This is a genomic window from Rhodopseudomonas sp. BAL398 (assembly GCF_033001325.1).
GTDB lineage: Bacteria > Pseudomonadota > Alphaproteobacteria > Rhizobiales > Xanthobacteraceae > JARJEH01.
This window is the reverse complement of record NZ_CP133111.1, coordinates 171829-196520: the sequence shown is the minus strand read 5'-3', so window position 1 is coordinate 196520 and position 24692 is coordinate 171829. Positions and strand designations below refer to the sequence as shown.

Genomic DNA, 24692 nt, shown 5'->3' with positions numbered 1-24692 from the left:
GAGGCCGAAAGTTACAGCTTGTAGATGCCGGCGCACACGGCGGTATTGTCGAGCCTCTCGCAATACATTTCCTTCGGCTCGACCTTCTTGCTGACCGGATTGACGAATTTGTATTCCTGCCAGAACGACGGATTCTTGGCGGCCAGTTCGACCCGTTCCTTGACATACAGCTTGCCGTCGACGTCCTGCGCGTCGATCAGATCCTTGCCGATGAATTTGGCATTCGACCCATGCGCCAGCACCTTGCCGTCGAGCTGATAGACCACGACATAGAGGTCGCCCTTGACGAACGGCCCGGTCTTGTCGCTGAGCGTCGGATAGGCCTTGTCGGCGCCATCGGCCTTGATCAGGGTGACGGCCTCCTTGACGATCGCGATCGCCTGCTCCTTGTTGGCGCCGGCGAAGACCGGCATTGCCGAAACGGTCAGCGCCGCGACGGCGACAACGGAGGTCAGTCTTGAAACCGAAAATCTCACTGGCAATTCTCCAATTCTAGGGATGCGCGGCCGAACGGCCACCGACCCGATTATCATGCACAGCGAAACACCAAACTTCGGTTAAAATTCAACCTGGGGTTTCTACGAAGACATGGCGTCGCTGGTAATTAACTGAGGCGGCCAGCCGCTAAGGCGCGTCGCCAAGTCAACTAACTGCTAATCGCTGACTATGCGCGTTGCGCCGCAGCATAGCCGGACGACCACGCCCATTGAAAATTGAAGCCGCCGAGGTGACCGGTCACGTCGACGACTTCGCCGATGAAATACAGGCCGGGCACCGATTTGCACTCCAGCGTCTTCGACGACAACTGACTGGTATCGATGCCGCCGAGGGTGACTTCGGCGGTGCGGAATCCTTCGGTGCCGTTGGGCCGAAGCCGCCACGCCTTCACTGCCGCGGCGATCGTCTGCAACAATTTGTCGGAGGCGTCGGCGATCCGGACCGGTCCCGCAACGCGGTCGGCGATCGCCTGCGCCAGCCGCTTGGGCAGGAAGTCGGCGAGCGCGGTCGCGGGCTCCTGCCGGGGATGCTCGCGGCGCAACTGTTTCAGCCTGGCCAGCACATCGACCGAGGGCGCCATGTCGAGGACGATGTCGGCGCCCTCGCGCCAATAGGACGAGATCTGCAGGATTGCCGGACCGCTCAACCCGCGATGGGTGAACAGCAGCGCCTCGTCGAAAGAGACCTTGCCGCAGCTGACAACCGCGTCGACCGCGATCCCGGACAATTCGGCGAATTGCGGCAAGAGGTCCGGGGCGAAGGTCAGCGGCACCAGCGCGGCGCGCGGCGGCACGATTGTGAGGCCGAACTGCTCCGCCACCTTGTAGCCGAAGCCGCTGGCGCCCATTTTTGGAATCGACGGCCCGCCGGTGGCGACCACCAGCGAGCGGCAGCGATACACGCTTTGCTCGCTGGTCAGAACGAAACCATCGGCATCGCGGGCGATCGCCGGACTGCGCAGCCCGAACCGTAACTGGACATTGCCGGCCCGGCATTCCTGCATCAGCAGGTCGACGATCTGCCGCGCCGAGCCGTCGCAAAACAGCTGGCCCCTGGTCTTTTCGTGATAGGCGATGGCGTATTTGTCCACCAGCGCGATGAAATCGCGCTGGGTATAGCCGGCCAGCGCCGAGACGCAGAACCGCGGATTCTGTGACAGGAAATTCGCCGGCGTGGTGTGCAGATTGGTGAAATTGCAGCGCCCTCCGCCGGAAATGCGGATCTTTTCGCCGGGCGCGTTGGCCTGCTCGATCACCAGCACCGAGCGGCCGCGCTTGGCGGCTGCGCCGGCGCACATCAGCCCGGCGGCGCCGGCACCGAGCACGATGACGTCATAGGCGTTCGGCTTGCTCATTCGACCGGCACGACGTCCACCGCGACGCCGAGCTTCTGCCTGCGCGAGCCGACGATGACACCGTCGACCGGCGACACATCGGAGAAATCCCGTCCCATCGCCAGCACGATATGATCGGTCTCGACCAGAATGTCGTTGGTGGGATCGAATCCGATCCAGCCGGTCTCATTGCCGCACCACACCGCGACCCAGGCATGGGTGGCGTCGGCGCCCTGCAGCCGCGGCTTGCCCGGCGGCGGATAGGTGCGCAGATAGCCGCTGACATAGGCCGCCGGCAGTCCGAGGCCGCGCAGCCCGGCGATCATCACATGGGCGAAATCCTGACACACGCCATGGCGCTTCTCGAACACCTCCGCGAGCGGGGTGGAGATCTGCGTCGCCTTGGAATCATATTTGAATTCGGTGTGGACGCGGTGCATCAGATCGACCGAGCCGGCCAGTATGCCGCGCGCCGACGCAAAACTCTGCGCGGCATAGCGCGTCACCGGCTCCTGGATCGGCACCAGCGGACTTTCGAACACATAGCCGATCGGCGCGTCGGCGCTAAGACTAGAGGAATCGAAGGCCGCCTCGCGCACGCTTTCCCATGCCGGGCTGCCGCCGTCGCGCGCCGGCGCCCGGCGGCTGACCTCGACGCGCGAGCGGGCGTCGATCCGCAGCAGCCGGTGCGGGGCCTCGATCACGATGCTTTCGGTATCGGTGCCGAAATAATCCAGCCGCGAGGTCCGGCTCGCCGGACGCGGCTTGATCTCGACGCTGTACGAGATCAGTTGCTGGCCGGAATCGCTCACCGGCTTCAGCCGCAGCGAGCAACGCGCGAAACTGACCGAGCTGCTGTAGCTGTAGGTCGTGACGTGGCGGATATCGTAGATCACGCAAGCCCCATCAGCTTTTCGGGCCGCATCGCACTCGCCCCGTGCGGGAAGTAATGCGCGCCGATCGCCTCGGCGAGGGTCAGCAGATCCTGCTCCATGGCGAACAGCAATTTGGCGTCGAGCGCGGCGGCCTCGGCGGTGGTCAGCATCGCCTGCAGGGCGACCGCCAGCCGTTGCGGGCGCTCCATCAAACCATCCTCCTTCAAGGCCGGCAGATTGCCGATATGGTCGTTGAGCTCCTGGACCTGAAACGCCACCGAGCGCGGATTGTACGGATCGAGCACGATCAGGTCGCGCACCGGCGACAGCAGCGGGCCGAGCAGATAGCGCGAGCGATAGGTGATCTGACAATCCCCCAGCGTCAGCAGGATGTCGAGATCCTCGCCGCTGGCGTCATCCGGCGCGAACTGACGGGCAAAGCGCGTGGTGTTGATGGCGCGCTCGACGCGGCGGCCCATTTTGAGAAAGCGCCAGCCGGCGGCGCGGTTCATGTTTTCCTGGGCGAGGCCGGAGAAGCTCGCCAGCTCCTGCAGCGTCAGCTCGGCGGCGCTGACGACGCCGTCTTCGTCGTCGACCTTGCGCTCGAGCTGCTCGGACATCTGGGTGACGACCTGCCAGGCATCCGGCGACAGCCGCTCGCGCAGCGAGGTCGCGGTGCGCTGCGCCGCGCGCAGCAGCGACAGCGCCGAGCCGAAATCCTCTTCGCCCTGCAGCGCGTCGATCGCGATGCGGGCCGGCCGCGCCCGCGATCCCAGCGAGGTCGCGCCCCAGGTGATCAGCAGCCGCTGGATGCGCTCGATCGACTGGTGATGCAGCAGCCCCTTGCCGGGATCGCGCAGCGGCACGCTGAGCGCCCGCACCAGCCGCAGCGTCGCCTCGGCGCGCTCGAGATAGCGGCCGAGCCAGAACAGATTGTCGGCGGCGCGGCTCGGCACCCAGCCGGCGATGCGCCGGATCCGCACCGTGTCCACCGCGGGCAGCAGCGAGGCGGTCGAGACCGCCTTGTCGGAGACCACCCAGACATCGGCGGCGCGTGCGCCCTGCCCCATCGATACCGCCCGCGAATCCAGCCGTTCGGCGATCCGGCAGAACCCGCCCGGCATGATGGTCCAGCCATCTTCGGTGGCGGCCGCGAACACCCGCAGCACGAACGGCCGCGGCGCCAGCGCGCCATTGTCCCATACCGGCGTGGTCGACAGCCGCACCAGTTCCTGGCCGACATAATCGATGCCGCGATTGACGATTCCGCTGCGCAACCGGTCGCGCTCGCTCGGCGACAGATCCGCCGCCAGCACCGGACCGCGGCCGGGAAACCCTGGCACGCCGCCGCCATAGGCGCCTTCGATCGCGAAATGGTCGAGCCGGTCGAGCACCTCTTCGCGGGCGGCCGGCTGGCCGCACCACCAGGTGGCGATATGCGGCATCATCAGGTCCTCGCCGAGCAGCCGGCGACTGAGATTGGGCAGAAAGCCCAGCAGCGCCCGGGCCTCGATCACGCCCGAGCCCGGCATGTTGGCGATCACCACGCCGTTCTTGCGCAGCACGTCGATCAGGCCCGGCACGCCGAGCTGCGATGAGGCGTCGAGTTCGAGCGGATCGAGCGAGTTGGAATCCACCCGCCGCAACAGCACGTCGAGCCGCTTCAGACCCGCCACGGTGCGGATATGGACGCGATCGCCCTGGACCGCGAGGTCGTCGCCTTCGACCAGCAGGAAGCCGAGATAGCGCGCCAAGGTGGCGTGCTCGAAATAGGTCTCGCTGAACGAGCCCGGCGTCAGCACCCCGATCCGCGGCTCGTCGCGGTCGGCGCTGGCGCGCAGACTATCGCGGAACGCCTCGAAGAACGGCGCCACCCGTTCGATATTCATCGATTTATAGAGGTCGGTGAAGGCGCGCGACAGCACCAGCCGGTTCTCCAGCGCATAGCCCGCGCCGGACGGCGACTGGGTGCGGTCGCCGAGCACCCACCAGCGCCCGTCCGGGCCGCGGCCGATATCGGCGGCATAGAGGCTGAGATAGCGCCCCCCCGGCGGTTTGACGCCGCGGACCGCGCGCAGATATTCGGCGCTGCCGGCGATCGCCGCCGCCGGCACCGCGCCTTCCGCCACCAGCCGGCCGGCGCCGTAGAGATCGGTCAGAACCTCCTCGAGCAGGGTCGCGCGCTGCGAAATGCCCGCGGCGATATGTTGCCATTCGGTGGCGTCGATCAGCAATGGCACATGGCTCAGCGCCCAGGCGCGGTCGGTCGATTCGCCGGGCGCCCGATAGGTCACGCCGGCCTCGCGCAGATGCCGGTCGGCGGTACCGAACCGGCGCTCGACCTCGATCGGGGTCAACGCCGCGAAGGCCTCGAAAAATCGGGCCCAGACCTCGCGCGGGGCGCCATCGGCGCCGATGAATTCGTCGGGAATCCCAGGCAGCCGGACATAATCGCGCGTCCACTGCGCCACCTTGCGGTCGCGTGGACGAAGCTTGCTGCCGGCGTCTCCCGCCATGAAGTGGTCTCCCGAAAATTCCGATGATGCGGTGATTCAGAGCTTCTCCCCAGCGTCGTTGCCGGAGCAGAACATCCGCGGCCACCCTAGCCCATGCTGCGTGCAAACGTGAGCGCCTTGGCGGCGATATCCCCGCACCAAATCATGCGCGCGATTTGCGCGCGTCGCTTGACAGCGCTTGCGTGCGTCAAACCGGGCCATTTTGGCCGGAGTCGCCAGGTTCCGGGTCGGAGCGGAGCGAGGCGATGGCAGGCCCGACGTCCCCGGACGCCCCAAGGCTTGGATCGGCACGGCCGCCGATGTCCGCAATCGAGTTCAACCGGCAATTCAAGACGCTCTGGCGCCTTGCGAGGCCTTATCGCGAATCAGCGGTTTGCGGGGTCACGAAGTACACACTCCAGTCGGTTCGCGGACCGGCTCGCCCGCGAAAGACCCGATGGGTGGGCATCACAATATGCTCGGCGCCGGAGGCATGGGATCGCATCCATGCCTCGCAACTCTGAAAACGATAGTCGTTCGGGTCACAAATCCCGACAAAGCCGAGGGCCTTTGCGGCGACCGGCGACGCGAGGCCGGACGGCCATTTTTCGTTCGGACAAAGCGTGACGGGATGATCGGGGCTGTAGAAAGTCATAGGCTGGCCGATTTCGGTCATGCCAACGACAATCGACCAACGGCGATGGAAACGCCTGTGCCACGCGGCGGTCAGGTCACGGGCGAGTTCCGAGCGGGCTCCGGTTCTATAATCGGCGGCCGAATTCCGCTGCATCGTGTAGGTCGCTATCAGCGGCGAAACCGCCAGCAGCAACAGCGATATCGTCAGCCAGATCAATAGAATTCTCGGCAGCGCAATTTGCTGAATCCGCAATGCCGGAATCGCCGTCACGCACAACGGCACCAGGAAAAACAGCGAGATTCCCCAATCGGTCTTGATATGGACAGTGAAAGCCATCGCCCCGAGCACGGGGCCGATCGCAACCACCGCCTGAATGATCCAGACATTGATTGCCTGCGCCCGTAGCATGTCGGGCCGCGCCTGTCCTCCACCAAGAGCAATTGGATCAGCAACAAACACGCAGCGCCACCGCCCCCACGCCAGCACCACGGCCGATAGAACCAGGGGCACCGCCAGAAGGGCAAGATTGTGCGCAACATATCCACGAACATACCGCAACGCTACAGCGCGGGTGGATAGCGCATAAGTATCTTCCGCATAGGACAGCGGAAGGAAGTCGACGCGCACAAGCCAGATCGCGTGCGGCACCATGGCGATGGCCGTTGCAACGATGGCGACCCAAGGCGCCGGAGACCGAAGAAACGCCATTCGGGCAGGGTGAACCAGCGCTGCGATTCCGATCGCGCCGATCATGGTGAGCGCCCAGTATTTCGTCAGCAACGCAAGAGCCGCGGCGATGCCGAGCCAGACACCCGAACGCACCGTGCGTTTGTCGAACGCATCCAGATAAGCCAATACCAAGAGCGGAAGCGTGACCAGTTGAAGCAGGTCGGGATTGTATTTGAAGCCTTTGAAATTGAAGACTGGATACAGGGCAAGCATGACAACAACGAAAAAGGCGCGGCGGCGATCCACCACCCTCAATGCGATCATCCAGCAGATCAGCATCCCCACGCCGACGACGGTCATCGCCAGCGCGTAGGTGGCCCAATCCTCGGTCGGGAAAACAGAAAACCACAGGCCCGCGACCCAGCCCGAGAGCGGGGGGTGCTTGCCGTAGCCGAACAAATAGCTTTGCCCCCATCCAAAGGCTTCAGCTACGTCAAAGTGAATGTCCTGCGCCGCCTTGAGCAGCGTCAGAATGACGGTCCACAACAGCACATGAACCGTGATGAACCCCAACACAAAACCGCGGCAAACGCTGGCATCCGTAGCGAGCTTTACAATTGATGCCTGCCATCGGCCCGAGAACCTCACCACACGCGCTACAATAGACAAACTCAACTCCCCCAGTGCCTATCCTTGTCGGCTGCGGCACGCGCAGGGGCCAATAGCTTCAAAGGATAAGGGGTGCAAGACGAATTGTTCCGGCCACGCGTAGCAAAGTATCAATTCCAGTTGCCCCGCGCTTCGCGTCGGGGGCAGTCCATCAAACCTGGACATAACCTGGATACGATCTTCACCGACGCGCGGCGCTGATCAGTGAATCCGACGATATTTGCGTTGAAGCGAATCCCGCCTGTCGCGGAGTTGGCGCCGCGCTGGCCGCGACGTGCAAGCGACCCGGCAACCGCCGGCGATCCTGTTCGTGACCGAATTGGATGCGCTCACCAGCCTGCTGCGCGGCAACCACCTCGCCGCTCGAGCAGGATGACTTATCTTCGAATCGTCATCCCGCTCTAGTTTGTTGTTTGAGCATGATCTTTTCCGAAAACCGGGATCCACTTTTCGGGATCATGCTCTCACATCCGCTCAGTGCGGCAGCGGCAATCGCAGATCGAGGGTCAGGGGGAATTCCAGCGACCGTTCTTCGCGCCGCGGATCGATCCAGCCCGGGGTGTGGCCGTGATCCTGGAAGCGCGCCAGCCGGCGGGCTTCGGCCTCGTAGGAATTGACCGGCTTGGTCTCATAGGAGCGCCCGCCCGGATGGGCGACGTGATAGACGCAGCCGCCCAAGGAACGGCCATTCCAGCGATCGACGATGTCGAACACCAGCGGCGCATGCACCGGAATCGTCGGATGCAGCCCCGAGGCCGGCTGCCAGGCCTTGAATCGCACCGCGCCGACCGCTTCGCCGGAGCGCCCGGTCGGCGTCATCGGCAGCGCGCGGCCGTTGCAGGTGATGACATGGCGGCCCTCGACAAAGCCCTCGGCTTTCAGCTGCAAGCGCTCCACCGAGGAATCGACATAGCGCACGGTGCCGCCGGCCGAGCCTTCCTCGCCCATCACATGCCACGGCTCCAGCGCCTGCCGCACTTCCAGGGTGACGCCGCCATGATGGACGCTGCCGAACACCGGGAAGCGGAATTCGAGCTGGGCCTCGAACCATTCCGGCGAGAACGGATAGCCGGAATCGCCGAGCTCGGCGAGCACGCCCCGAAAATCCTCCCACAGAAAGAACGGCAGCATGAAGCGGTCGTGCAGCGTGGTGCCCCAGCGCACGAATTTGCCGTCCTGCGGCTCGCGCCACATCTTGGCGATCAGCGCCCGGATCAGTAATTGCTGCGCCAGACTCATGCGCGGGTCCGGCGGCATTTCCAGCGCGCGAAACTCGACCAGGCCGAGCCGGCCGGTGGCGCCGTCGGGCGAGTACATCTTGTCGATGCAGATTTCGGCCCGATGGGTATTGCCGGTGATATCGACCAGGATGTTGCGAAACAGGCGGTCGACCAGCCATAGCGGCGCCGGGGTGCCGGGCTTGGGCACATGCGCCAGCGCGATCTCCAATTCGTACAACCCGTCATGGCGGGCCTCGTCGATCCGCGGCGCCTGGCTGGTCGGGCCGATGAACATGCCGGAGAACATGTAGGACAGCGACGGATGGCGCTGCCAATACAGCACCAGGCTCTTCAACAGATCGGGCCGGCGCAGGAACGGCGAATCTTCGGGCTTGGCGCCGCCGACCACGACATGATTGCCGCCGCCAGTGCCGGTGTGCCGGCCGTCGACCAGAAAACGATTGGCGCCAAGCCGGACCTGGGCGGCTTCCTCATAGAGGCCGAAAGTCGTGGTCACCGCCTCGCGCCAGGTCTGCGCCGGGTGGATGTTGACCTCGATGACGCCGGGATCGGGCGTCACTTTGATGACTTCGACGCGCGGATCGAATGGTGGCGGATAGCCCTCGATGTGCACCAGCATCTGCATCTCTTCGGCGGTGGCCTCCACCGCCGAAACCAGTTCGAGATAGTCCTCGAGCTTTTCCACCGGCGGCATGAAGGCGCACAGAATGCCGTCGCGGACCTCGATCGACATCGCTGTGCGCACCGGGGCGGCACGGCGCGCGGTCTTCTCGCGCGGCTGCCGTGGCGACGCAGCTTCGCGCTCCGTCCCCTCCTCGTCCGGCAGCGGCTCGCGCGGCTCCATCGGATCCTGCTCGACGATGTAGGGATAGTCTTCGGGCTCGATATGCGGCAGCGAGGCGATCGGCAACCGCAGCCCGAGCGGAGAATCGCCGGGGGTCAGAAACAGATTGCCGCGGCGGAATTTCCAGCGCTCGCTGCGCCAACGATCGGCTTCGGCGTTCCAGCGCTGGATCGGCAGCACGAAGCCTTTCGGCACGTTGAGGCCGGAATCGAACACCCGCGCCATCCGGGCGCGCTCTTCCGGATCGGCCAATTTGCTGTCGGTCGGATCGACATTGTCGGGCAGACCGGCTTCCTTCTGCAGCCAGTGGCCGGGGTCCTCGAATGCCGGCAGCACATAGTCGGTGCCGATTCCGAGCCGCTTGGCGGTGCCTGCGGCGAAGCGCTCGGCCTCGTCGATCTTGACCGGGCGCTCGCCCTCCATCCGGGCGATCAGCGCCGGGTTCTTCCAGATCGGCACGCCGTCCTTGCGCCAATACAGGCCGAAGGCCCAACGCGGCAGGCTTTCGCCGGGATACCATTTGCCCTGGCCGAAATGCAGCAACCCGCCGGGCGCGAAGCGCTTCTGCATGCGCCGGATCAGATCGTCGGCAAGGCCGCGCTTGGTCGGGCCCACCGCGGCGATGTTCCATTCTGGCGATTCGAGATCGTCGATCGACACGAAGGTCGGCTCGCCGCCCATGGTGAGCCGCACGTCATGGGCTTTTAGATCAGCGTCGACCTGTTCGCCCAGCGCATCGAGCCGCGCCCAGGAGGCGTCGGAGAACGGCTTGGTGATGCGCGGCGCCTCGCGAATCCGCCGCACATTCATCTCGAAGGCGAAGTCGACCTCGGCGAAACCGACCGCGCCGGAGATCGGCGCCGCGGAGCGGTAATGCGGCGTGGCGGCGACCGGGATATGACCCTCGCCGGTCAGCATGCCGGAGGTGACGTCGAAGCCGATCCAGCCGGCGCCGGGAATATAGGCCTCGGCCCAGGCGTGCAGATCGGTGAAATCGTTCTCGACCTCGACCCGGCCGTCGACCGGCGCGATATCGGGGCGCAGCTGGATCAGATAGCCGGAGACGAAGCGCGCCGCGAGGCCGAGATGGCGCAGCGTCTGGATCAGGAGCCAGGCCGAATCGCGGCACGATCCCGCGCCCGAGGCCAGCGTCTCTTCGGGGGTCTGGATGCCGGGCTCCATCCGGATGATGTAGCGAATCCGGTCGCGCAATCGGGCATTGAGATCGACCAGGAAATTCACCGTGCTGGGGGCCTGGCGCGGAATCTCGGCAAGGTAGGCCGCAAACAACGGCTCCGGCTCTTCGGTCGCCAGATAGGGCGCCAGCTCGGTCTGCAGGTCGTTGCTGTAGGCGAAGGGAAACGATTCGGCGGAGGGATCGACGAAGAAATCGAACGGGTTGATCACCGTCATTTCGGCGGTGAAATCGACCTCGATCTTCAGCTCGCTGGCCTTCTCCGGAAACACGAAGCGCGCCAGCCAGTTGCCCTGCGGGTCCTGCTGCCAATTGACGAAGTGGTTGGCCGGCGTGACCTTGAGCGAATAGCTCAGAATCGGCGTGCGGGTGTGCGGCGCCGGGCGCAATCGGATGGTTTGAGGGCCAAGGTCGATCAGGCGGTCATATTTATAATGGGTGACGTGGTGCAGCGCGACGAAGATCGACACAGGTGGGGGACTCCAGCATTATTTTTGAGCAGAACACCGGAACCGATGCGGAGCAAGCCCTAACAACGGGCAGGTTTTGCCTGGGATACGTGCGGCCAGCGCCCATGCTGGTCATTCCGGGCCGCGAGCAGCGTAAGCTGCGCGCGAACCCGGAATCCCGCCGCTGGCAAATAGCCGGCGGCTTCGTCGTTCGTGGAAAGATTCCGGGTTCGCTCGGCCTGCGGCCTCGCGCCCCGGAATGACGACCTCTGGCTGGAGGACCATCGCGCGCGACACCGCTGCTGGAGCCCGTGCCCCGGACAAGGCGCACCGCAGATCCGGGCCCCGGTTGCGGATCGACACAATGTGCACCCGATTATCTTACAGGCGCCAAACCGGGATCCCGGATCGGCGGCACCGCGCAAAGCGCGGCGCCTTGTCCGGGAAACGGAGAAGAATAGACGCGCGCCCAGCCGCTACATCGTCGCGCCCTGGACCCAGGGGGCGAATTCGGCGCCGCCGAAGTCGAAGCTCTCGCTCTTGGTCGGCTGGCCGGAGGCGGTCTTGAGCATCAGCTCGAAGATGCGCTGGCCGCATTGCTCGACGGTCTCGGCGCCGTCCAGGATGGTGCCGCAATTGATGTCCATGTCGTCTTCCATCCGGGTGAACATCGGCGTGTTGGTGGCGAGCTTGATCGACGGCGCCGGCTTGCAGCCGAACACGCTGCCGCGGCCGGTGGTGAAGCAGACGAGGTTGGCGCCGCCGGCGACCTGCCCGGTCGCCGCCACCGGGTCGTAGCCCGGCGTATCCATGAACACGAAGCCCTTCTTGGTGATAGCTTCGGCGTAGTTGACCACGTCGACCAGATTGGTGCTTCCCGCCTTGGCCATCGCGCCGAGGGACTTTTCCAGAATGGTGGTGAGGCCGCCGGCCTTGTTGCCCGGCGACGGATTGGCGTTCAATTCGGCGCCTTCGCGCGCGCAGTAATCCTCCCACCAGCGCATTAATCCAACCAGCTTCTCGCCGACCTCGCGGCTGACCGCGCGCCGCGTCAAGAGATGCTCGGCGCCATAGGTCTCCGGTGTTTCCGACAGGATCACGGTGCCGCCGTGGCGCACCAGCAGGTCGCTGGCCTGCCCCAGCGCCGGATTGGCCGAAATGCCGGAGTAACCGTCCGAGCCGCCGCATTGCAGCGCGACGGTGAGCTCGGACGCCGACACTTTTTCGCGCCTGACCTTGTTAGCATCGGCCAGCGCCTCGCGCACGAAGGCGACACCGGCCTCGACGCTCTTGCGGGTGCCGCCGAGTTCCTGGATCTCGAGTTCGCGCAGCCGGCCGGCGAGCTTCTGCTCGGCCATCAGCCCACCGATCTGGTTGATTTCGCAGCCGAGGCCGAGCACCACGACATTCGAGAAATTAACGTGCCGCGCGTAGCCGCCCAGCGTGCGGCGCAGGATCCGCAGCGGCTCGTCCTGGGTCATGCCGCAGCCGGTCTTGTGGGTCAGCGCCACGACACCGTCGACATTGGGAAAGTCGGCCAGCGGATCGTGGCCGCTGAACGGATTCTTCTTGAACACATCGGCGATGATGCCGGCGACATGGGCGCTGCAATTCACCGATGTCAGAATGCCGATGTAGTTGCGGGTGGCGACGCGGCCGTCGCCGCGCACGATGCCGTCGAAATTCGCCGGCAAGTCGAAATTCGGCGTCGGCTTGACGTCGACCCCATAGGCGTAGTCGCGGGAAAAATCGCCCATGCCGCAATTCTGGGTGTGGACATGCTGGCCGGGCGCGATGGGCTGCGTGGCGAAGCCGATGATCTGGCCGTAGCGGCGGATCGGCTCGCCCACGGCGATCGGCCGGATCGCGACCTTGTGGCCGGCGGGAATCCGCTCCGACGTCACCACGCCATCGGCCACCGCGATCCCGGGAAGCAACGTGGTGCGGGCGATCAGCACGCCGTCGTCGGGATGCAGGCGGATCGTCGGCGATACGGACATGGAGATCTCCTCAAGATTCTGGTCGATGAATCCTCGTTCCCCGGATCTGCGGCGCATCACGCCGCTCGCGGCGGGATGCGCCGCAGATCCGGGGCCCCGGTGTCTTCTGCGGCGCTTAACCGGGGTCCCGGATCGGCGGCGACGCGCTGCGCGCGACGCCTTGTCCGGGACACGAAAACGGTGACGCCTACGCCTTGCCGCCGGAATTCTTCCGCGTCTCGCCGACCCATTGCCTGGCTGCGGTCGCCATGATGCCGCTGTCGTTGAGCAGCGTCACCAGCTTGAAGCCCATGGCGATATTCTTGGCGGCGCCGGCGGGACCGGAGCAATGGATGCCGGGATAGATGCCGCGTCTGTCGCATTCCTTGATCAGCTTGTCGTAGATCTTCAGGATCTCCGGCTCCTCGCGGTCGAGCTTCGGCTCCAAGCCGTAGGAATAGCCGAGGTCGGACGGCCCGACATAGACGCCGGCGATGCCCTCGACGTCGAGGATCGCTTCCATGTTGTCGACGGCGGTGCGGGTCTCGATCATCGGGATGCACAGCGTGTCGGCATTGGCGGCGACCTGGTAACCGCCGGCGGAGCCATAGAGCCCGGCGCGGATCGGACCGTTGCTGCGGGTGCCGCGCGGCGGGTATTTGCAATAGGAGACGAAGTTCTCGGCTTCCTCCTTGGTGTTGACCATCGGGCAGATCACCCCATAGGCGCCGCCGTCGAGCACCTTGCCGATGATGCCGGGCTCGTTCCACGGCACCCGTACCATCGGGGTCACCGGATGGCCGTTCATCGCCTGGAAGCAGCTCACCATCGAGTGATAGTCCTGCACGCCGTGCTGGATATCGACGGTGACGCTGTCGAAGCCGCATTGCGCGATCACCTCGGCGGAGAAGCCCGACGGAATCGCCAGCCAGCCATTGACCACGACCTTGCCGGCGGCCCAGATGTTTTTGACATTGTTAGCCATTGATCGTTGATCCTTTTCTGTGATGCCAATTCAATCGAGGTCCTCATGGTGAGGAGGCGCGCAGTGCCGTCTCGAACCATGAGCTGTTCATCCCTCATCCTTCGAGACGCGACCTAGCGGTCGCTCCTCAGGATGAGGCCGCATTCGCTCCCTCACGCCGTCGCGGCCTTGACCGCCTCCTCGCTGACGCCGACCTCGCGCGCGGTGGCGACGATCGCCGCCCAGGTGTCGTCGGACAGCGGCACGCCGTTGGCGCTGCGTTCGGCGCGGGTGCTGGTTTCCGGATCGCCCGGAATCAGCACCGCGTCGGTGCCGGCGATCGGCTTTGTGCTCTTGAAGTAATCGACATAGCGGGCGACCTCGCCGTCGAACAGATCCGACGGATCGATCCGCTTGGGATCGACATAGATCGAGAACATGCCGTTGGCGAAGGGTCGGTTCGGCCCTGTGGCGCCGTTGCCGGTGAGCGCGCCGCCGAGCAATTCGCAGATCAGCGCCAGGCCCGAGCCCTTGTGCTCGCCGAAAGCCCGGATCGCGCCGGTGCCATTGACGTGGTTGATCGGGCCATCCTTTTCGAACGGCCCGTACAGCACCGCGGGGTCTTCGCTCAGCGTGCCATCGGAATCGATCAGCGCTCCCTTCGGCAGTTTCTTGCCGCCGCGCGCCGCCACCAGCACCTTGCCTTCGGCAACCACCGAGGTCGCGAGATCGAGCAACACCGGCGGTTGGCCCGGCCGCGGAATGCCGACGCAATAGGGCGCGGTCGATAGCCGACGCTCGGCGCCGCCGAACGGCGCCACCAGGATCGAGCCCGCCGCGGTGACGAAATGGATCGACACCAGCCCCTCGGCGGCCGCCATCTCGGCCCAGTCGCCGACCCGGCCGATATGGCCGGCATTCTTCAGCGCCACCGCGGCGAGCCCCTGCGCCTTGCATTTCTCAATGCCGAGCCGCACCGCCTGCGGCGCGACGGTCTGGCCATAGCCGAACTTGCCGTCGACCACCGCCAGCGCCGGCAGATCGACCGGCACATCGACGGTCTGGTCCGGATGCACGGCGCCAGCCTTGCGCCAGCGCACATAGACCGGCACCCGGATCACGCCGTGGCTGTCATGGCCGGTGAGATTGGCGGAGGTGAGATAGGAGCCGATCCGACGCGCCTCTTCCTTCGACGAACCGGAGCGCTCGAATACCTGGGCGACGAAATCGATCAGCCTGTCGGCCTGCAGCGTCACCATGTCGGCGCAACCATCCTGCGGCCGGCAGCGCGCGCCGCCGTTCCCTGCTTGGCAATCATCGTCGTCCTCCCGTCGCGGCCGGGCCGGTGGCCCTGGCTGTCATTTGATGTTGCGAGTTGAGCGAAAATCCTTGCGCCTGTCTACCGTCTCCGCCGCATGGCCAACCGGCATCGCCGGGAGGCATCTGCAAGCCGCGCAGCACAGATACAAAAGATCCCCGCTCCCGATGGGCCATGGCGCGCGCCGTGGTTGCGATGTCACCGATCAACCGTCATATTAGGCCTCGCCATGCCGCATTTCACTTTGGAATATTCCGCCGCCCTGGAAGACTTGGTCGACATCGCCGAGATCGTCGAACTAGTTCGGATCGCGGCGATCGAGACCGGGATGTTTCCGCTCGGCGGCATTCGCGTCCGCGCCATCCGCTGCGACGATTACGCGATCGCCGACGGCCGCGACGGCCTCAATTTTCTGGCGATGCTGCTGCGGCTCGGCGAAGGCCGCGATCTTGCCGCGCGCAAAAAGGCCGGCGATCATATTTTCAACAGACTGTCGCACTTCCTGGATCCCTTGTTCGCCGAGGAAGGATTCGCGTTGTCATTCGACATCCAGGTCATCGACAAGGACACCAGTTGGAAACGCAACAGCATCCACGACCTGCTGGTTGCCGAGGCAAAACATGGCTGACCCTCGAGACGGCGCAAGCGCACCTGCTCACCATGAGGCTCTTTAGATTGTTCGGTTGTCAGTAGGAATATCCGATGCCGGTGCCGCAACAGACTTTCAATCCGCCGTTCAATATCACGCGCTGCAGCCATGTCGTGCTCGACGTCGCCGACCTCGACGCCAGCGTGGCGTTCTACGACAAGATCATCGGGCTGCATGTCGAGGATCGCGACGACGCCACCGCTTATCTGCGTGCCAGCGAGGAGCAGCAGCATCATTCATTGGTGCTACGCAAGGCCAAGACGGCGGCCGCCGCCCGGCTCGGCTTCCGGGTCGGCGAAGATTCCGACCTCGACAAGGCCGCCAGCTTCTTTGACAAGAACGGCGTCACCTACGCCTTTGCCGATCGCCCGTTCCAGCGCCGCACCCTGCATGTCACAGATCCGTTCGGGTTCCGGCTGGAATTCTGCGCCAGCATGGACAAGCGCCCGAATCTGCTGCGGCGCTACGATCTCTACAAGGGCTGCCATCCGCAGCGGCTCGACCATGTCAATGTGTTCGCCGCCGAGGTGCAGGACACCGTCGATTTTTACGCCCAGCTCGGCTTTCGCCTCACCGAATATGCCGAAGAAGACGGCGAAGGCGGCCGCATCGCCGCGGCCTGGATGCAGCGCAAGGGCAATGTCCACGACTTCGCCATCACCAATGGACGCGGACCGCGGCTGCATCATTTCGCCTATTGGGTGCCGGGCCCGATGAACATCTTGCATCTGTGCGACGTGATGGCGTCGAGCGGATTGCTGACAAATCTCGAGCGCGGGCCCGGCCGTCACGGCGTGTCCAACGCGTTCTTTCTCTACGTCCGCGATCCCGACGGCCACCGCGTCGAACTGTATTCCAGCGACTACCAGACCATGGATCACGACCACGCGCCGCTGCGCTGGTCATTGCGCGATCCGCGCCGGCAGACGCTGTGGGGCACGCCGGCGCCGCGCTCCTGGTTCGAGGACGGCTCGCCCTTTCTCGGCCAGGAGGTGCGCGAACCGGCATTCGTCGCCGATGTGCTGATCGCGGATTGATTGCTGCCCTCATCCTGAGGAGCAGGCGCAGCCTGCGTCTCGAAGGATGAGCTGTTCATCTTCCTCATGCTTCGAGACGGCCCTGCGGGCCTCCTCAGCATGAGGAACACTGCTCGGAGCGCCCATGCCCCCTGCCCGCCTCGCCAGCTTCGAAGTCGATGGCTTCACGCACTACGGCCTCGTCACCGATGGCGGCGTGGTCGATCTGTCGGTGCGCCATGCACGGATCTATCCGACGTTGCGCGAGGTGATCGCCGCCGGCGCGCTGGTGCGGCTGGCTGACGAGGCCGCCAGGCTCGCGCCGGATTTCGCGCGCGACGCCGTCGCCTGGCAGCCGCCGATTCCCCAGCCGGACAAGATCATCTGCGTCGGCGTCAACTATCCGGACCGCAATGCCGAATACAAGGACGGCTCCGAGCAGCCGAAATATCCCAGCCTGTTCATGCGCACCCCGCGGTCCTTTGTCGGCCACCAGATCCCTCTGGTCCGCCCGCTGGCGTCACCGCAGCTCGATTATGAGGGCGAGATTGTCTTGATCATCGGCAAGCCCGGCCGTCACCTCGCCGAGGCCGATGCGCTCGGCCATATCGCGGCGCTTTCGCTGTGCAATGAGGGCACGATCCGAGACTGGGTGCGGCACGCCAAGTTCAACGTCACCCAAGGCAAGAATTTCGACGCCAGCGGCAGCCTCGGCCCGTGGCTGGTGCCCTACACCGATGAAGCGCAGATCGCCGACATCCGCCTCACCACGCGGGTCAACGGCGAGACGCGGCAGGACGATCGCAGCTCGCGGATGATCTTCGGGATCCGCTATCTGATCCATTATATTTCGACCTTCACCACGCTGGTCGCCGGCGATGTCATCATCACCGGCACGCCGACCGGCGCCGGCGCGCGTTTCGATCCGCCGCGTTATCTGAAACCCGGCGACATCGTCGAGATCGAAGCCGACGGCATCGGCCTGCTGCGCAACGGCGTGGTCGACGAGGTCGCGTGATCCCCCTTCAAAGATTGGACATCCGATGACTGCAATGACCGGCGGCGAAGCCATCGTCCAGGGCCTCAAGGCGCATGGCGTCGACACCGTGTTTGGCCTGCCCGGCGCCCAGATCTACGGGCTGTTCGACGGCTTCGCCAAGGCGCAATTGAAAGTGGTCGGGGCGCGGCATGAACAGGCCTGCGGCTACATGGCGTTCGGCTATGCGCGGGCCAGCGGCAGGCCCGGCGTGTTCAGCGTGGTGCCGGGCCCCGGCGTGCTCAATGCGGGGGCTGCGATGCTGACCGCGTTGGGCTGCAACGAGCCGGTGCTGTGCCTCACCGGACAAGTGCCGACGGCGTTTCTCGGCAAGGGCCGCGGCCATCTGCACGAAATGCCGGATCAGCTCGCCACCTTGCGCAGCTTCGTCAAATGGGCCGAGCGCATCGACTATCCGGACGGTGCACCGACCAAGGTCTCGCGGGCGTTCCAGGAGATGATGAGCGGCCGGCGCGGCCCGGCGGCGCTGGAAATGCCGTGGGATGTATTCACGCAACGCGCCGAGGTCGCCGCCGTCGCGCCATTCGCCCGCTTTGCCGCGCCGCAGCCCGATCCGGACCGGATCAAGGCGGCGGCCGCGCTGATCGCCGCGAGCAAGGCGCCGATGATCTTTGTCGGCGGCGGCGCGTTCGATGCCGCCGGCGAGATCCTCGACCTCGCCGAACTGATCGACGCGCCGGTGGTGGCGTTCCGCAGCGGCCGTGGCATCGTCAGCAACGCCCACGAGCTCGGCCTGACTTTCGCCGCGGCCTACAATCTGTGGCCGCAGACCGATCTGATCATCGGCATCGGCACCCGGATGGAGCTGGCGACGATGTCGCGCTGGCCATATCGGCCCGAGGGGCAGAGATCGATCCGGATCGATATCGATCCATCCGAGATGCGCCGCTTCACCCCGGACGCCGCATTGATCGCCGACGCGCAAGCCGGCACCAGCGCGCTCGCCGCGGCGGTGCGCAAGCAGGGCTATGCCAAATCGGCAACGCGACGCGGCGAGATCCGCGAGGCGTCGGTGCTGGCCGCGCAACAGATCCAGTCGGTGCAGCCGCAGATGGCTTACTTGAACATCCTGCGCGAGGTGCTGCCCGACGACGCCATCGTCACCGACGAGCTGTCGCAGGTCGGCTTCGCCTCCTGGTACGGCTTCCCGGTCTATCAGCCGCGCACCTTCATCACGTCCGGCTATCAGGGCACGCTGGGCTCGGGCTTTCCCACCGCGCTCGGCGCCAAGGTGGCGTTTCCGGATCGGCCTGTGGTGGCGATCACCGGCGATGGCGGATTCATGTTCGCGGTGCAGGAACTGGCGACCGCCGTGCAATACAATATCGGCGTGGTGACGCTGGTGTTCAACAACAGCGCCTATGGCAATGTCCGGCGCGACCAGGTCAATCTGTTCGAGGGCCGCGCGGTGGCGTCCGATCTGACCAATCCGGATTTCGTCAGGCTGGCGCAGTCTTTCGGCGTCGGCGCCGCGCGGGTCACCGAGCCGGACCAGTTCAAGGCCGCGCTGGAGACCGCGCTGGCCGATGGCGGCCCGTATCTGATCGCCATCGAAGTGCCGAAGGATAGCGAGTCGAGCCCGTGGCCGTTCATTCATCCGGCCAAGCCGTAACCTTCGTCATTGCGAGGAGCGAAGCGACGAAGCAATCCCGCAATTCAGCGCAGGACGCCCTGGATTGCATCGCTTCGCTCGCCATGACGCGGATGCACTCACACCGTTCGCGCCTGCGCGGCGCGCAGCCGCGACGCCGCCAGCACCAAGAGGCCACAGCCGGCCACCGACCAGCACGCCACCGGGGCCCAATGCAGCAAGGGTGCGTAGTCCGGCAGCCTTTGCAGGCCGCCTGCGACCGCGGCGATCCGCGCGAAGGTCGCCAGCGCCAGCGCCGAGAACACCAGGCCCACGACCTTGCCTTCGGCGCCGGTCTCGCCGATCGCCAAGGCGGCCGACACCGCGCTCATCAACATGCAGCCCCACGCCGCCCCGGCGATGAATTGACTGGCGATCAGCATGTTGAGGCTGCCGGCCTGTTCGGCGCCGAGCACGGCGAGCGCGCCCAGCAGGCCGGCGGCGCCCATCACGAGCAATCCGCCATGGCGCTTGGTGACGATGCTGGCCGGGAACATGGCGATGTTGAAGCCAATCCAGAACACCGGCATCAGCCATTGCAGATCGGCGGGCTTGGCAAAGCGCAGGAAGAACGGCGCGCTATTGACGCTGAAATGGAATTGATAGCCGAGCGCCAGGATCACCATCGAGGCGATGAACAGCATCGGCACCCGGCCGAGCGACCGGGTGTCGGCGGATATTTTGGCCGGCATCGCCACCGCCAAGCCGCGCTCGACCCGCGACAGCGACACCGCGACGATCAGCAACACCACGCTGGCGATCACAAAGGGAATCCGCGGGTCCTGATCGCGCAGCACCACGCCGAGATAGGGCGATACCGCGCCGGCCAGGCCATAGCCCAGCATCGTCAACGCCGACAGGAACGGCAGCTTTGGTCGCGCGCCATATTTGCCGAGCAGCGTCAGCGGCGGCGCCCGCAGCGCCGAGGAGGAGATCGCCCAGACCACCAGCGTGGCGATGAACAGCGGCTGCGCGGCCGCGCCGGCGATGAAGGGCAGCGCCACAAAAGCCGCGCAGGACAGCGCCGTCACCGCGCCGACGAAGATCCCGAGCCGGCCTACAAAAGGCGCCAGCTTGTCGGCGGCGATCCCCATCGCGGTGTCGGTGACGGTGAAAATCGCCTGGTCGAGCATCAGGATCAGGATCACCGACGAGGGCGCAATCCCGACCTGGGCGGCCAGTTTCGGCAGATAGATCACATAGATGGTCCAGCCCAGCGTGAACACCAGCTGCAGCACCGCCAGATAGACGCCGAAGCGGCTGGTGGTGGGGTTATCGTCCGCGTTTTCGGTCATGTGGCCCCCAATTCGGACCAGCTTAGACCGGGCCATATTGCAATGGAAAGACGGGTTCCGCCCTGTTGGGGCAGCATCAGCAGCCGCTCAGCATGCCTTGCGAAAAGTCAGATTGATACGCTGCGGTCCGAGCTGCGGATGGGTGCCGTCCTTCAGCGGCGCGACGCCGTGATAGGCCAAGCGCGCCGGACCGCCCCACGCCACCACATCGCCATGCTCCAGCTGAAATCGCTTGGGCTTGTCGCTACGCGCCAGGCCCCCGAACAGGAACGTCGCCGGCAGGCCGAGCGAGACCGACACGATCGGGGCGGCGAAATCGCGCTCATCCTTGTCTTGATGCAGCGCCATTTTGGCGCCCGGCTTGTAGCGGTTGATCAGGCAGGAATCGGGATCGAAATCATCGAAGCCGGCCTGCGCGGCCGCGTTGCGCGCCAGTTCGCGGAACGACGCCGGCATCGTCGGCCATGGCTGTCCGCTGTCCGGATCCGTCGGCGCGTAGCGATAGCCGCTGCGGTCGGTGACCCAGCCCACCGCACCGCAACTGGTCATCGCCACCGACATCCGGTGGCCGCCCGGCGTCACCATGTGGCGAAACGGCGCAGCGGCGATGACCTCCCGCAGTGCGGCAATCAGCTCCGGCTCGCTTTGCCGTGCCAAACCACACAACAGCACTGCGCCCTCGGCGATCGGCATCCGGGCGGATCGCGTATCAGGCAGACTATCGAACAGATCATTCATTGCGGCCGCAGGTCCGTCGCATTGTGGTTTGAGAATAAATCTCGATCATTTTCAGTTCCCTATGTATCATTTAGGGCGGACGCAATCTCAACCTCAGATTGATACTGGCGGCAATGTTGATTCGCCGACGTTTCGCTGAACCGCCTCGATTGAATGTCGATCGCTTTGACCCTCAGCCAGGAGGCCTTGATGACGCGCATTCTTGTAGTCGACGACGAGCCGTCGGTCTGCACATCGATCCGCGCCCTGCTCAATCGCAACGGCTATGACGTGACAACCGCGGACGGCGCGGAAAGCGGCCTGGAGGCGCTCGGCCGCACCAGTTTCGATCTGATGATCATCGATATTTTCATGCCGCACATGCACGGCTTCGAGGCCGTCCGAATCTTTCACCAACGCGCGCCCAAGGTGCCGCTGATCGCGATCTCCGGCTACGCCTTCTCGGAAATCCAGGGTCACGCCCCGGATTTTCTCAGCGTGGCGATCGAACTCGGCGCCTGGCGCTGCCTGCGCAAGCCGTTCACCTCGGCGGCGCTGCTGTTCGTGGTCCGCGAATGCCTGCAGGAGGCCAAGGCCGCCGACAGCATCTTCAGCGCCGACCGCATCGAACTGCGCGACCCGTAGCGCCGGCGGCGCACGCCGCGTCGCGCGCCCTGCTCTGGTCATTGCCGGCCATTCGTGATCCGTTGCGGATCGTCAAGAATGGCACGCAACCGGAGCATGAATGACCGAGATTCCCGAGGGCTTTGAACGACATTTCCGCCAGAGCCCTTTGACCGATCCGTGGGAGCCGATCTATTCCAAACGGACTGCGGATGCGGTGATCATCGGGCTACGGCTCGCTCCCCCGCACACCAATTCGCGCGGACTGGCCCATGGCGGACTGATCACCTCGCTCGCCGACAACGCGATGGGGCTGAGCTGCGGCGTCAAGCTCGGCGGTGCGGCGCGTCTGGTGACAGCCAGCCTGTCGATCGACTTCATCGGCCCGGCCCAGATCGGGCAATGGCTCCAGGTCGAGACCGAGGTGATCAAGGCCGGCCGGACCCTGTGCGTCGCGCAATGCTTCGTCACCGTCGACGGCAACCGTTGCGCCCGCGCCAATGCGACGTTCAGCGTGGCGAAGCCGAAGGAATAGATGCGGCGTCAGCGCGTCGCGAATTGCCAGTCGCAGGTGTCATGGGCCAGATCGATCAGGGCGCGGACCTTGGCGGATAACAGCCGCGAGGTCGGATAGACGATATGGATCGGCAGCGGCGGCAGCTCGAAATCCGCCAGCACGATTTGCAGCCGACCGGCCTTGATGGCGTCGGCGGCCTGATAGGACAGCACGCAAGTGAGCCCGCCGCCCTGCTCGGCATGCCAGATCGCCGCGTCGGCGACATTGCTGGTGAAGCGCGGCGCGTGGGGCACGCGGATCTCGCGGCCGCCTTCGACGAAGCGCCAATCCGGCGCCGCGGCCAGCGCGCCGAGCTGGATGGTGTCGTGCGCGGCGATCGCCGCCGGCGTCGCCGGCACGCCGCGCTGCGCCAGATAGTCCGGCGACGCCACCACGATGCGCCGCATCTGTCCGAATTGGCGCGCTACCAGGGTTGAATCGGGCAAATGCCCGATCCGCACCGCGGCGTCGACGCCGTCCTCGACCAGATTGATCACCCGATCGGACAGCCGCAACTCGCCGCTGACCGCTGGATAGCGCCTGAGATAGGCCGACATCAGCGGGGCGACGTGGAGCCGGCCAAAGCCGACCGGCGCCGACACCACGAGACGCCCCGAGGGCTGGGTTCGCTCGGCGCCGGCGGACGCCTCGGCCTCCTCGATATCGGCCAGAATGCGCCGCGCCCGCTCCAGATAGCGCGCGCCGATATCGGTCAGCGTGACCGAGCGGGTGGTCCGCTGCAGCAGCCGCGCGCCGAGCCGGTCTTCCAGCGCCGCGATCAATCGGGTGACGCCGGACGGCGACAGGCCGAGCTTGCGCGCGGCCGGCGCAAAGCCGTGCAGGTCGGCGACCGCCACAAAGGCGGTCATGGCGTCGAGGCGATCCATGGTATTATTTCATATATCGCAACAATGAAGTGTCAATCGCGACGATTGCGCAAATTGCTGCGACGCTCGATATCAGTGCGATCAGAGGTCTCAACCATGTCGGACGATCAAACCTATTCCAGCGACGTCGCATTCACGCCGGCGGTGAAGGCGATCCAGACCCGCAAAGGATCACGCAGCGCCTATGCGAAAGTGGAGGAAAATGGCGGCTGGCGCAGCACCGTCGACGGCGATTTGGCCGAATTCCTCGCGGCGCAGACCAGCATGTTCCTCGCCACCGCCAGCGCCGACGGCCAGCCCTATATCCAGCACCGCGGCGGCCCGCCCGGCTTCATCCGGGTGCTCGATCCGACGACGCTGGCCTTCGCGGATTTCAGCGGCAATCGGCAATATATCACCCAGGGCAATCTCACTGAGAACCCCAAGGCAAATATCTTTCTGATCGACTATGCACATCGCCGCCGCGTCAAGATCTGGGGCGAAGCCCGGGTGATCGAGGACGACCCGGCCCTGCTGCAATCCTTGATGCCGAAGACCTATAAGGCGCGGCCCGAGCAAGTGATTATGTTCAAGATCAGCGCCTGGGACACCAATTGCCCGCAGCATATCCCACAGAAATTCGACGCCGCCGACGTCGCCGCGGCGCTGGCGTCGCGCGATGCCCGGATCGCGCAGCTGGAAGCGGCTTTGGCCGCGGCCGGCGCCTGATTGCGCCCGTCCCGATGCAAAGACGTATCGCCACCACACGCTTCGCGCTAAAGCGGCTCGATGACGATCAGCGCGCCCAGTTCCGACTTGCCCAGCCCCTGCCAGGGCTGCGGCGCCTGCTGTGCGTATTCGGCCAATTGGCCGCGCTTCACTATCGAGGATGACGACGCGCTCGATTTAATTCCGGCGGAACTGGTCAATGACCGACTATCGGGGATGCGCTGCCCGGACGACCGCTGCGCCGCGCTGAGCGGCAAGATCGGCGAAGCCACGGCTTGCGGCATCTACGCCATTCGGCCCGAAGTGTGCAGAACCTGCATGCCGGGCGATCCGGAATGCGCGATGGCGCGGCGCAAATTCGGCCTGCCGGTGCTGTGAAGCAGTGAG

The 24692-nt window shown here is 65.3% G+C and carries 21 protein-coding genes; 9 read left to right on the top strand and 12 right to left on the bottom strand.

Annotated elements, in window-relative coordinates; translation table 11 throughout:
• Positions 1 to 11: 11 nt before the first annotated feature.
• The 6 genes from RBJ75_RS00925 to RBJ75_RS00900 form a co-directional block, all read right to left on the bottom strand.
• A complete protein-coding gene (locus tag RBJ75_RS00925) occupies positions 12 to 413 on the bottom strand; it encodes a cache domain-containing protein (protein WP_044408909.1) in 402 nt (133 codons plus the stop codon).
• Positions 414 to 664: 251 nt separating this feature from the next.
• Entirely contained in the window at positions 665 to 1852 is a 1188-nt protein-coding gene (locus RBJ75_RS00920) for an NAD(P)/FAD-dependent oxidoreductase (protein WP_044408897.1), read from the bottom strand.
• Entirely contained in the window at positions 1849 to 2727 is an 879-nt protein-coding gene (locus tag RBJ75_RS00915) for a transglutaminase N-terminal domain-containing protein (RefSeq protein WP_044408900.1), read from the bottom strand. Before RBJ75_RS00915 ends, RBJ75_RS00920 begins: the two co-directional genes overlap by 4 nt.
• Entirely contained in the window at positions 2724 to 5222 is a 2499-nt protein-coding gene (locus RBJ75_RS00910; RefSeq protein WP_044408903.1) for a circularly permuted type 2 ATP-grasp protein, read from the bottom strand. The genes RBJ75_RS00915 and RBJ75_RS00910 overlap by 4 nt, the downstream gene beginning before the upstream one ends.
• Before the next feature lie 355 nt (positions 5223 to 5577).
• Complete coding sequence (locus RBJ75_RS00905) at positions 5578 to 7176, bottom strand: glycosyltransferase family 39 protein (RefSeq protein ID WP_276156675.1); 1599 nt, start codon at positions 7174 to 7176, stop codon at positions 5578 to 5580.
• Positions 7177 to 7650: 474 nt separating this feature from the next.
• Positions 7651 to 10926: a DUF2126 domain-containing protein gene (locus RBJ75_RS00900; RefSeq protein ID WP_044419075.1), complete on the bottom strand. Its 3276-nt coding sequence runs from the start codon at positions 10924 to 10926 to the stop codon at positions 7651 to 7653.
• A 104-nt stretch (positions 10927 to 11030) separates the two neighbouring features.
• Between RBJ75_RS00900 and RBJ75_RS00895 the strand changes: the two genes are divergently transcribed.
• The gene (locus RBJ75_RS00895) at positions 11031 to 11168 is read left to right on the top strand and encodes a hypothetical protein (RefSeq protein WP_160297989.1); all 138 of its coding nucleotides are present in this window, start codon (positions 11031 to 11033) and stop codon (positions 11166 to 11168) included.
• A 213-nt stretch (positions 11169 to 11381) separates the two neighbouring features.
• On the opposite strand, the gene RBJ75_RS00890 is transcribed toward RBJ75_RS00895, so the two are convergent.
• The 3 genes from RBJ75_RS00890 to RBJ75_RS00880 all read right to left on the bottom strand — a co-directional run bounded on the left by RBJ75_RS00890 (position 11382) and on the right by RBJ75_RS00880 (position 15107).
• Positions 11382 to 12905: a UxaA family hydrolase gene (locus tag RBJ75_RS00890; RefSeq protein ID WP_044419168.1), complete on the bottom strand. Its 1524-nt coding sequence runs from the start codon at positions 12903 to 12905 to the stop codon at positions 11382 to 11384.
• 187 nt (positions 12906 to 13092) lie between these two features.
• Positions 13093 to 13869, bottom strand: a complete 777-nt coding sequence (locus RBJ75_RS00885; protein WP_044416840.1) for an HpcH/HpaI aldolase family protein — start codon at positions 13867 to 13869, stop codon at positions 13093 to 13095.
• 152 nt (positions 13870 to 14021) lie between these two features.
• Complete coding sequence (locus RBJ75_RS00880; RefSeq protein WP_044416838.1) at positions 14022 to 15107, bottom strand: malate/lactate/ureidoglycolate dehydrogenase; 1086 nt, start codon at positions 15105 to 15107, stop codon at positions 14022 to 14024.
• Between the two features lie 288 nt (positions 15108 to 15395).
• On the opposite strand from RBJ75_RS00880, the gene RBJ75_RS00875 reads away from it, so the two are divergent.
• The 4 genes from RBJ75_RS00875 to RBJ75_RS00860 all read left to right on the top strand — a co-directional run bounded on the left by RBJ75_RS00875 (position 15396) and on the right by RBJ75_RS00860 (position 19500).
• Positions 15396 to 15794, top strand: coding sequence for a 5-carboxymethyl-2-hydroxymuconate Delta-isomerase (locus tag RBJ75_RS00875; protein ID WP_044416836.1), 399 nt, complete (start codon positions 15396 to 15398; stop codon positions 15792 to 15794).
• A gap of 74 nt (positions 15795 to 15868) precedes the next feature.
• Positions 15869 to 16852 carry a 3,4-dihydroxyphenylacetate 2,3-dioxygenase gene (gene hpaD / locus RBJ75_RS00870; protein WP_044416834.1) on the top strand — a complete coding sequence of 328 codons (984 nt, stop codon included), beginning with the start codon at positions 15869 to 15871 and terminating at the stop codon, positions 16850 to 16852.
• A 124-nt stretch (positions 16853 to 16976) separates the two neighbouring features.
• A complete protein-coding gene (locus tag RBJ75_RS00865; protein WP_044416832.1) occupies positions 16977 to 17849 on the top strand; it encodes a fumarylacetoacetate hydrolase family protein in 873 nt (290 codons plus the stop codon).
• Positions 17850 to 17874: 25 nt separating this feature from the next.
• Positions 17875 to 19500 (top strand): thiamine pyrophosphate-dependent enzyme, encoded by a 1626-nt coding sequence (locus RBJ75_RS00860; RefSeq protein ID WP_044416830.1) that lies wholly within the window; start codon positions 17875 to 17877, stop codon positions 19498 to 19500.
• A gap of 98 nt (positions 19501 to 19598) precedes the next feature.
• Here the strand turns inward: RBJ75_RS00860 and RBJ75_RS00855 are convergent, their stop codons facing one another.
• Both RBJ75_RS00855 and alkB read right to left on the bottom strand, forming a co-directional pair.
• Complete coding sequence (locus tag RBJ75_RS00855; protein ID WP_044416829.1) at positions 19599 to 20813, bottom strand: hypothetical protein; 1215 nt, start codon at positions 20811 to 20813, stop codon at positions 19599 to 19601.
• Between the two features lie 87 nt (positions 20814 to 20900).
• Positions 20901 to 21551, bottom strand: a complete 651-nt coding sequence (gene alkB / locus RBJ75_RS00850; protein ID WP_044416827.1) for a DNA oxidative demethylase AlkB — start codon at positions 21549 to 21551, stop codon at positions 20901 to 20903.
• Positions 21552 to 21740: 189 nt separating this feature from the next.
• Here alkB and RBJ75_RS00845 point away from each other — a divergent pair, with 189 nt between their 5' ends.
• Both RBJ75_RS00845 and RBJ75_RS00840 read left to right on the top strand, forming a co-directional pair.
• On the top strand, positions 21741 to 22175 hold the full coding sequence (locus RBJ75_RS00845; RefSeq protein ID WP_044416842.1) for a response regulator: 435 nt from the start codon (positions 21741 to 21743) through the stop codon (positions 22173 to 22175).
• Positions 22176 to 22275: 100 nt separating this feature from the next.
• On the top strand, positions 22276 to 22689 hold the full coding sequence (locus RBJ75_RS00840) for a PaaI family thioesterase (protein ID WP_044416820.1): 414 nt from the start codon (positions 22276 to 22278) through the stop codon (positions 22687 to 22689).
• 8 nt (positions 22690 to 22697) lie between these two features.
• Here RBJ75_RS00840 and RBJ75_RS00835 read toward each other — a convergent pair whose 3' ends face one another.
• Positions 22698 to 23597, bottom strand: coding sequence for a LysR family transcriptional regulator (locus tag RBJ75_RS00835; RefSeq protein ID WP_044416819.1), 900 nt, complete (start codon positions 23595 to 23597; stop codon positions 22698 to 22700).
• A 96-nt stretch (positions 23598 to 23693) separates the two neighbouring features.
• Here RBJ75_RS00835 and RBJ75_RS00830 point away from each other — a divergent pair, with 96 nt between their 5' ends.
• The gene (locus RBJ75_RS00830; RefSeq protein ID WP_044416817.1) at positions 23694 to 24305 is read left to right on the top strand and encodes a pyridoxamine 5'-phosphate oxidase family protein; all 612 of its coding nucleotides are present in this window, start codon (positions 23694 to 23696) and stop codon (positions 24303 to 24305) included.
• Positions 24306 to 24365: 60 nt separating this feature from the next.
• Entirely contained in the window at positions 24366 to 24683 is a 318-nt protein-coding gene (locus tag RBJ75_RS00825) for a YkgJ family cysteine cluster protein (protein ID WP_044409519.1), read from the top strand.
• The last annotated feature ends 9 nt before the right edge of the window (positions 24684 to 24692 follow it).

Excerpts from the sequence above, each read along its gene's own strand:
- RBJ75_RS00925 (WP_044408909.1), bottom strand. The coding sequence starts at position 413 with ATGCCGGTCTTCGCCGGCGCCAACAAGGAGCAGGCGATCGCGATCGTC.
- RBJ75_RS00920 (WP_044408897.1), bottom strand. The coding sequence starts at position 1,852 with ATGAGCAAGCCGAACGCCTATGACGTCATCGTGCTCGGTGCCGGCGCC.
- RBJ75_RS00910 (WP_044408903.1), bottom strand. The coding sequence starts at position 5,222 with ATGGCGGGAGACGCCGGCAGCAAGCTTCGTCCACGCGACCGCAAGGTG.
- RBJ75_RS00895 (WP_160297989.1), top strand. The coding sequence starts at position 11,031 with ATGCTGGTCATTCCGGGCCGCGAGCAGCGTAAGCTGCGCGCGAACCCG.
- RBJ75_RS00890 (WP_044419168.1), bottom strand. The coding sequence starts at position 12,905 with ATGTCCGTATCGCCGACGATCCGCCTGCATCCCGACGACGGCGTGCTG.
- RBJ75_RS00885 (WP_044416840.1), bottom strand. The coding sequence starts at position 13,869 with ATGGCTAACAATGTCAAAAACATCTGGGCCGCCGGCAAGGTCGTGGTC.
- RBJ75_RS00880 (WP_044416838.1), bottom strand. The coding sequence starts at position 15,107 with ATGGTGACGCTGCAGGCCGACAGGCTGATCGATTTCGTCGCCCAGGTA.
- RBJ75_RS00875 (WP_044416836.1), top strand. The coding sequence starts at position 15,396 with ATGCCGCATTTCACTTTGGAATATTCCGCCGCCCTGGAAGACTTGGTC.
- hpaD (WP_044416834.1), top strand. The coding sequence starts at position 15,869 with ATGCCGGTGCCGCAACAGACTTTCAATCCGCCGTTCAATATCACGCGC.
- RBJ75_RS00865 (WP_044416832.1), top strand. The coding sequence starts at position 16,977 with ATGCCCCCTGCCCGCCTCGCCAGCTTCGAAGTCGATGGCTTCACGCAC.
- RBJ75_RS00860 (WP_044416830.1), top strand. The coding sequence starts at position 17,875 with ATGACTGCAATGACCGGCGGCGAAGCCATCGTCCAGGGCCTCAAGGCG.
- RBJ75_RS00855 (WP_044416829.1), bottom strand. The coding sequence starts at position 20,813 with ATGACCGAAAACGCGGACGATAACCCCACCACCAGCCGCTTCGGCGTC.
- alkB (WP_044416827.1), bottom strand. The coding sequence starts at position 21,551 with ATGAATGATCTGTTCGATAGTCTGCCTGATACGCGATCCGCCCGGATG.
- RBJ75_RS00845 (WP_044416842.1), top strand. The coding sequence starts at position 21,741 with ATGACGCGCATTCTTGTAGTCGACGACGAGCCGTCGGTCTGCACATCG.
- RBJ75_RS00840 (WP_044416820.1), top strand. The coding sequence starts at position 22,276 with ATGACCGAGATTCCCGAGGGCTTTGAACGACATTTCCGCCAGAGCCCT.
- RBJ75_RS00835 (WP_044416819.1), bottom strand. The coding sequence starts at position 23,597 with ATGGATCGCCTCGACGCCATGACCGCCTTTGTGGCGGTCGCCGACCTG.
- RBJ75_RS00830 (WP_044416817.1), top strand. The coding sequence starts at position 23,694 with ATGTCGGACGATCAAACCTATTCCAGCGACGTCGCATTCACGCCGGCG.
- RBJ75_RS00825 (WP_044409519.1), top strand. The coding sequence starts at position 24,366 with ATGACGATCAGCGCGCCCAGTTCCGACTTGCCCAGCCCCTGCCAGGGC.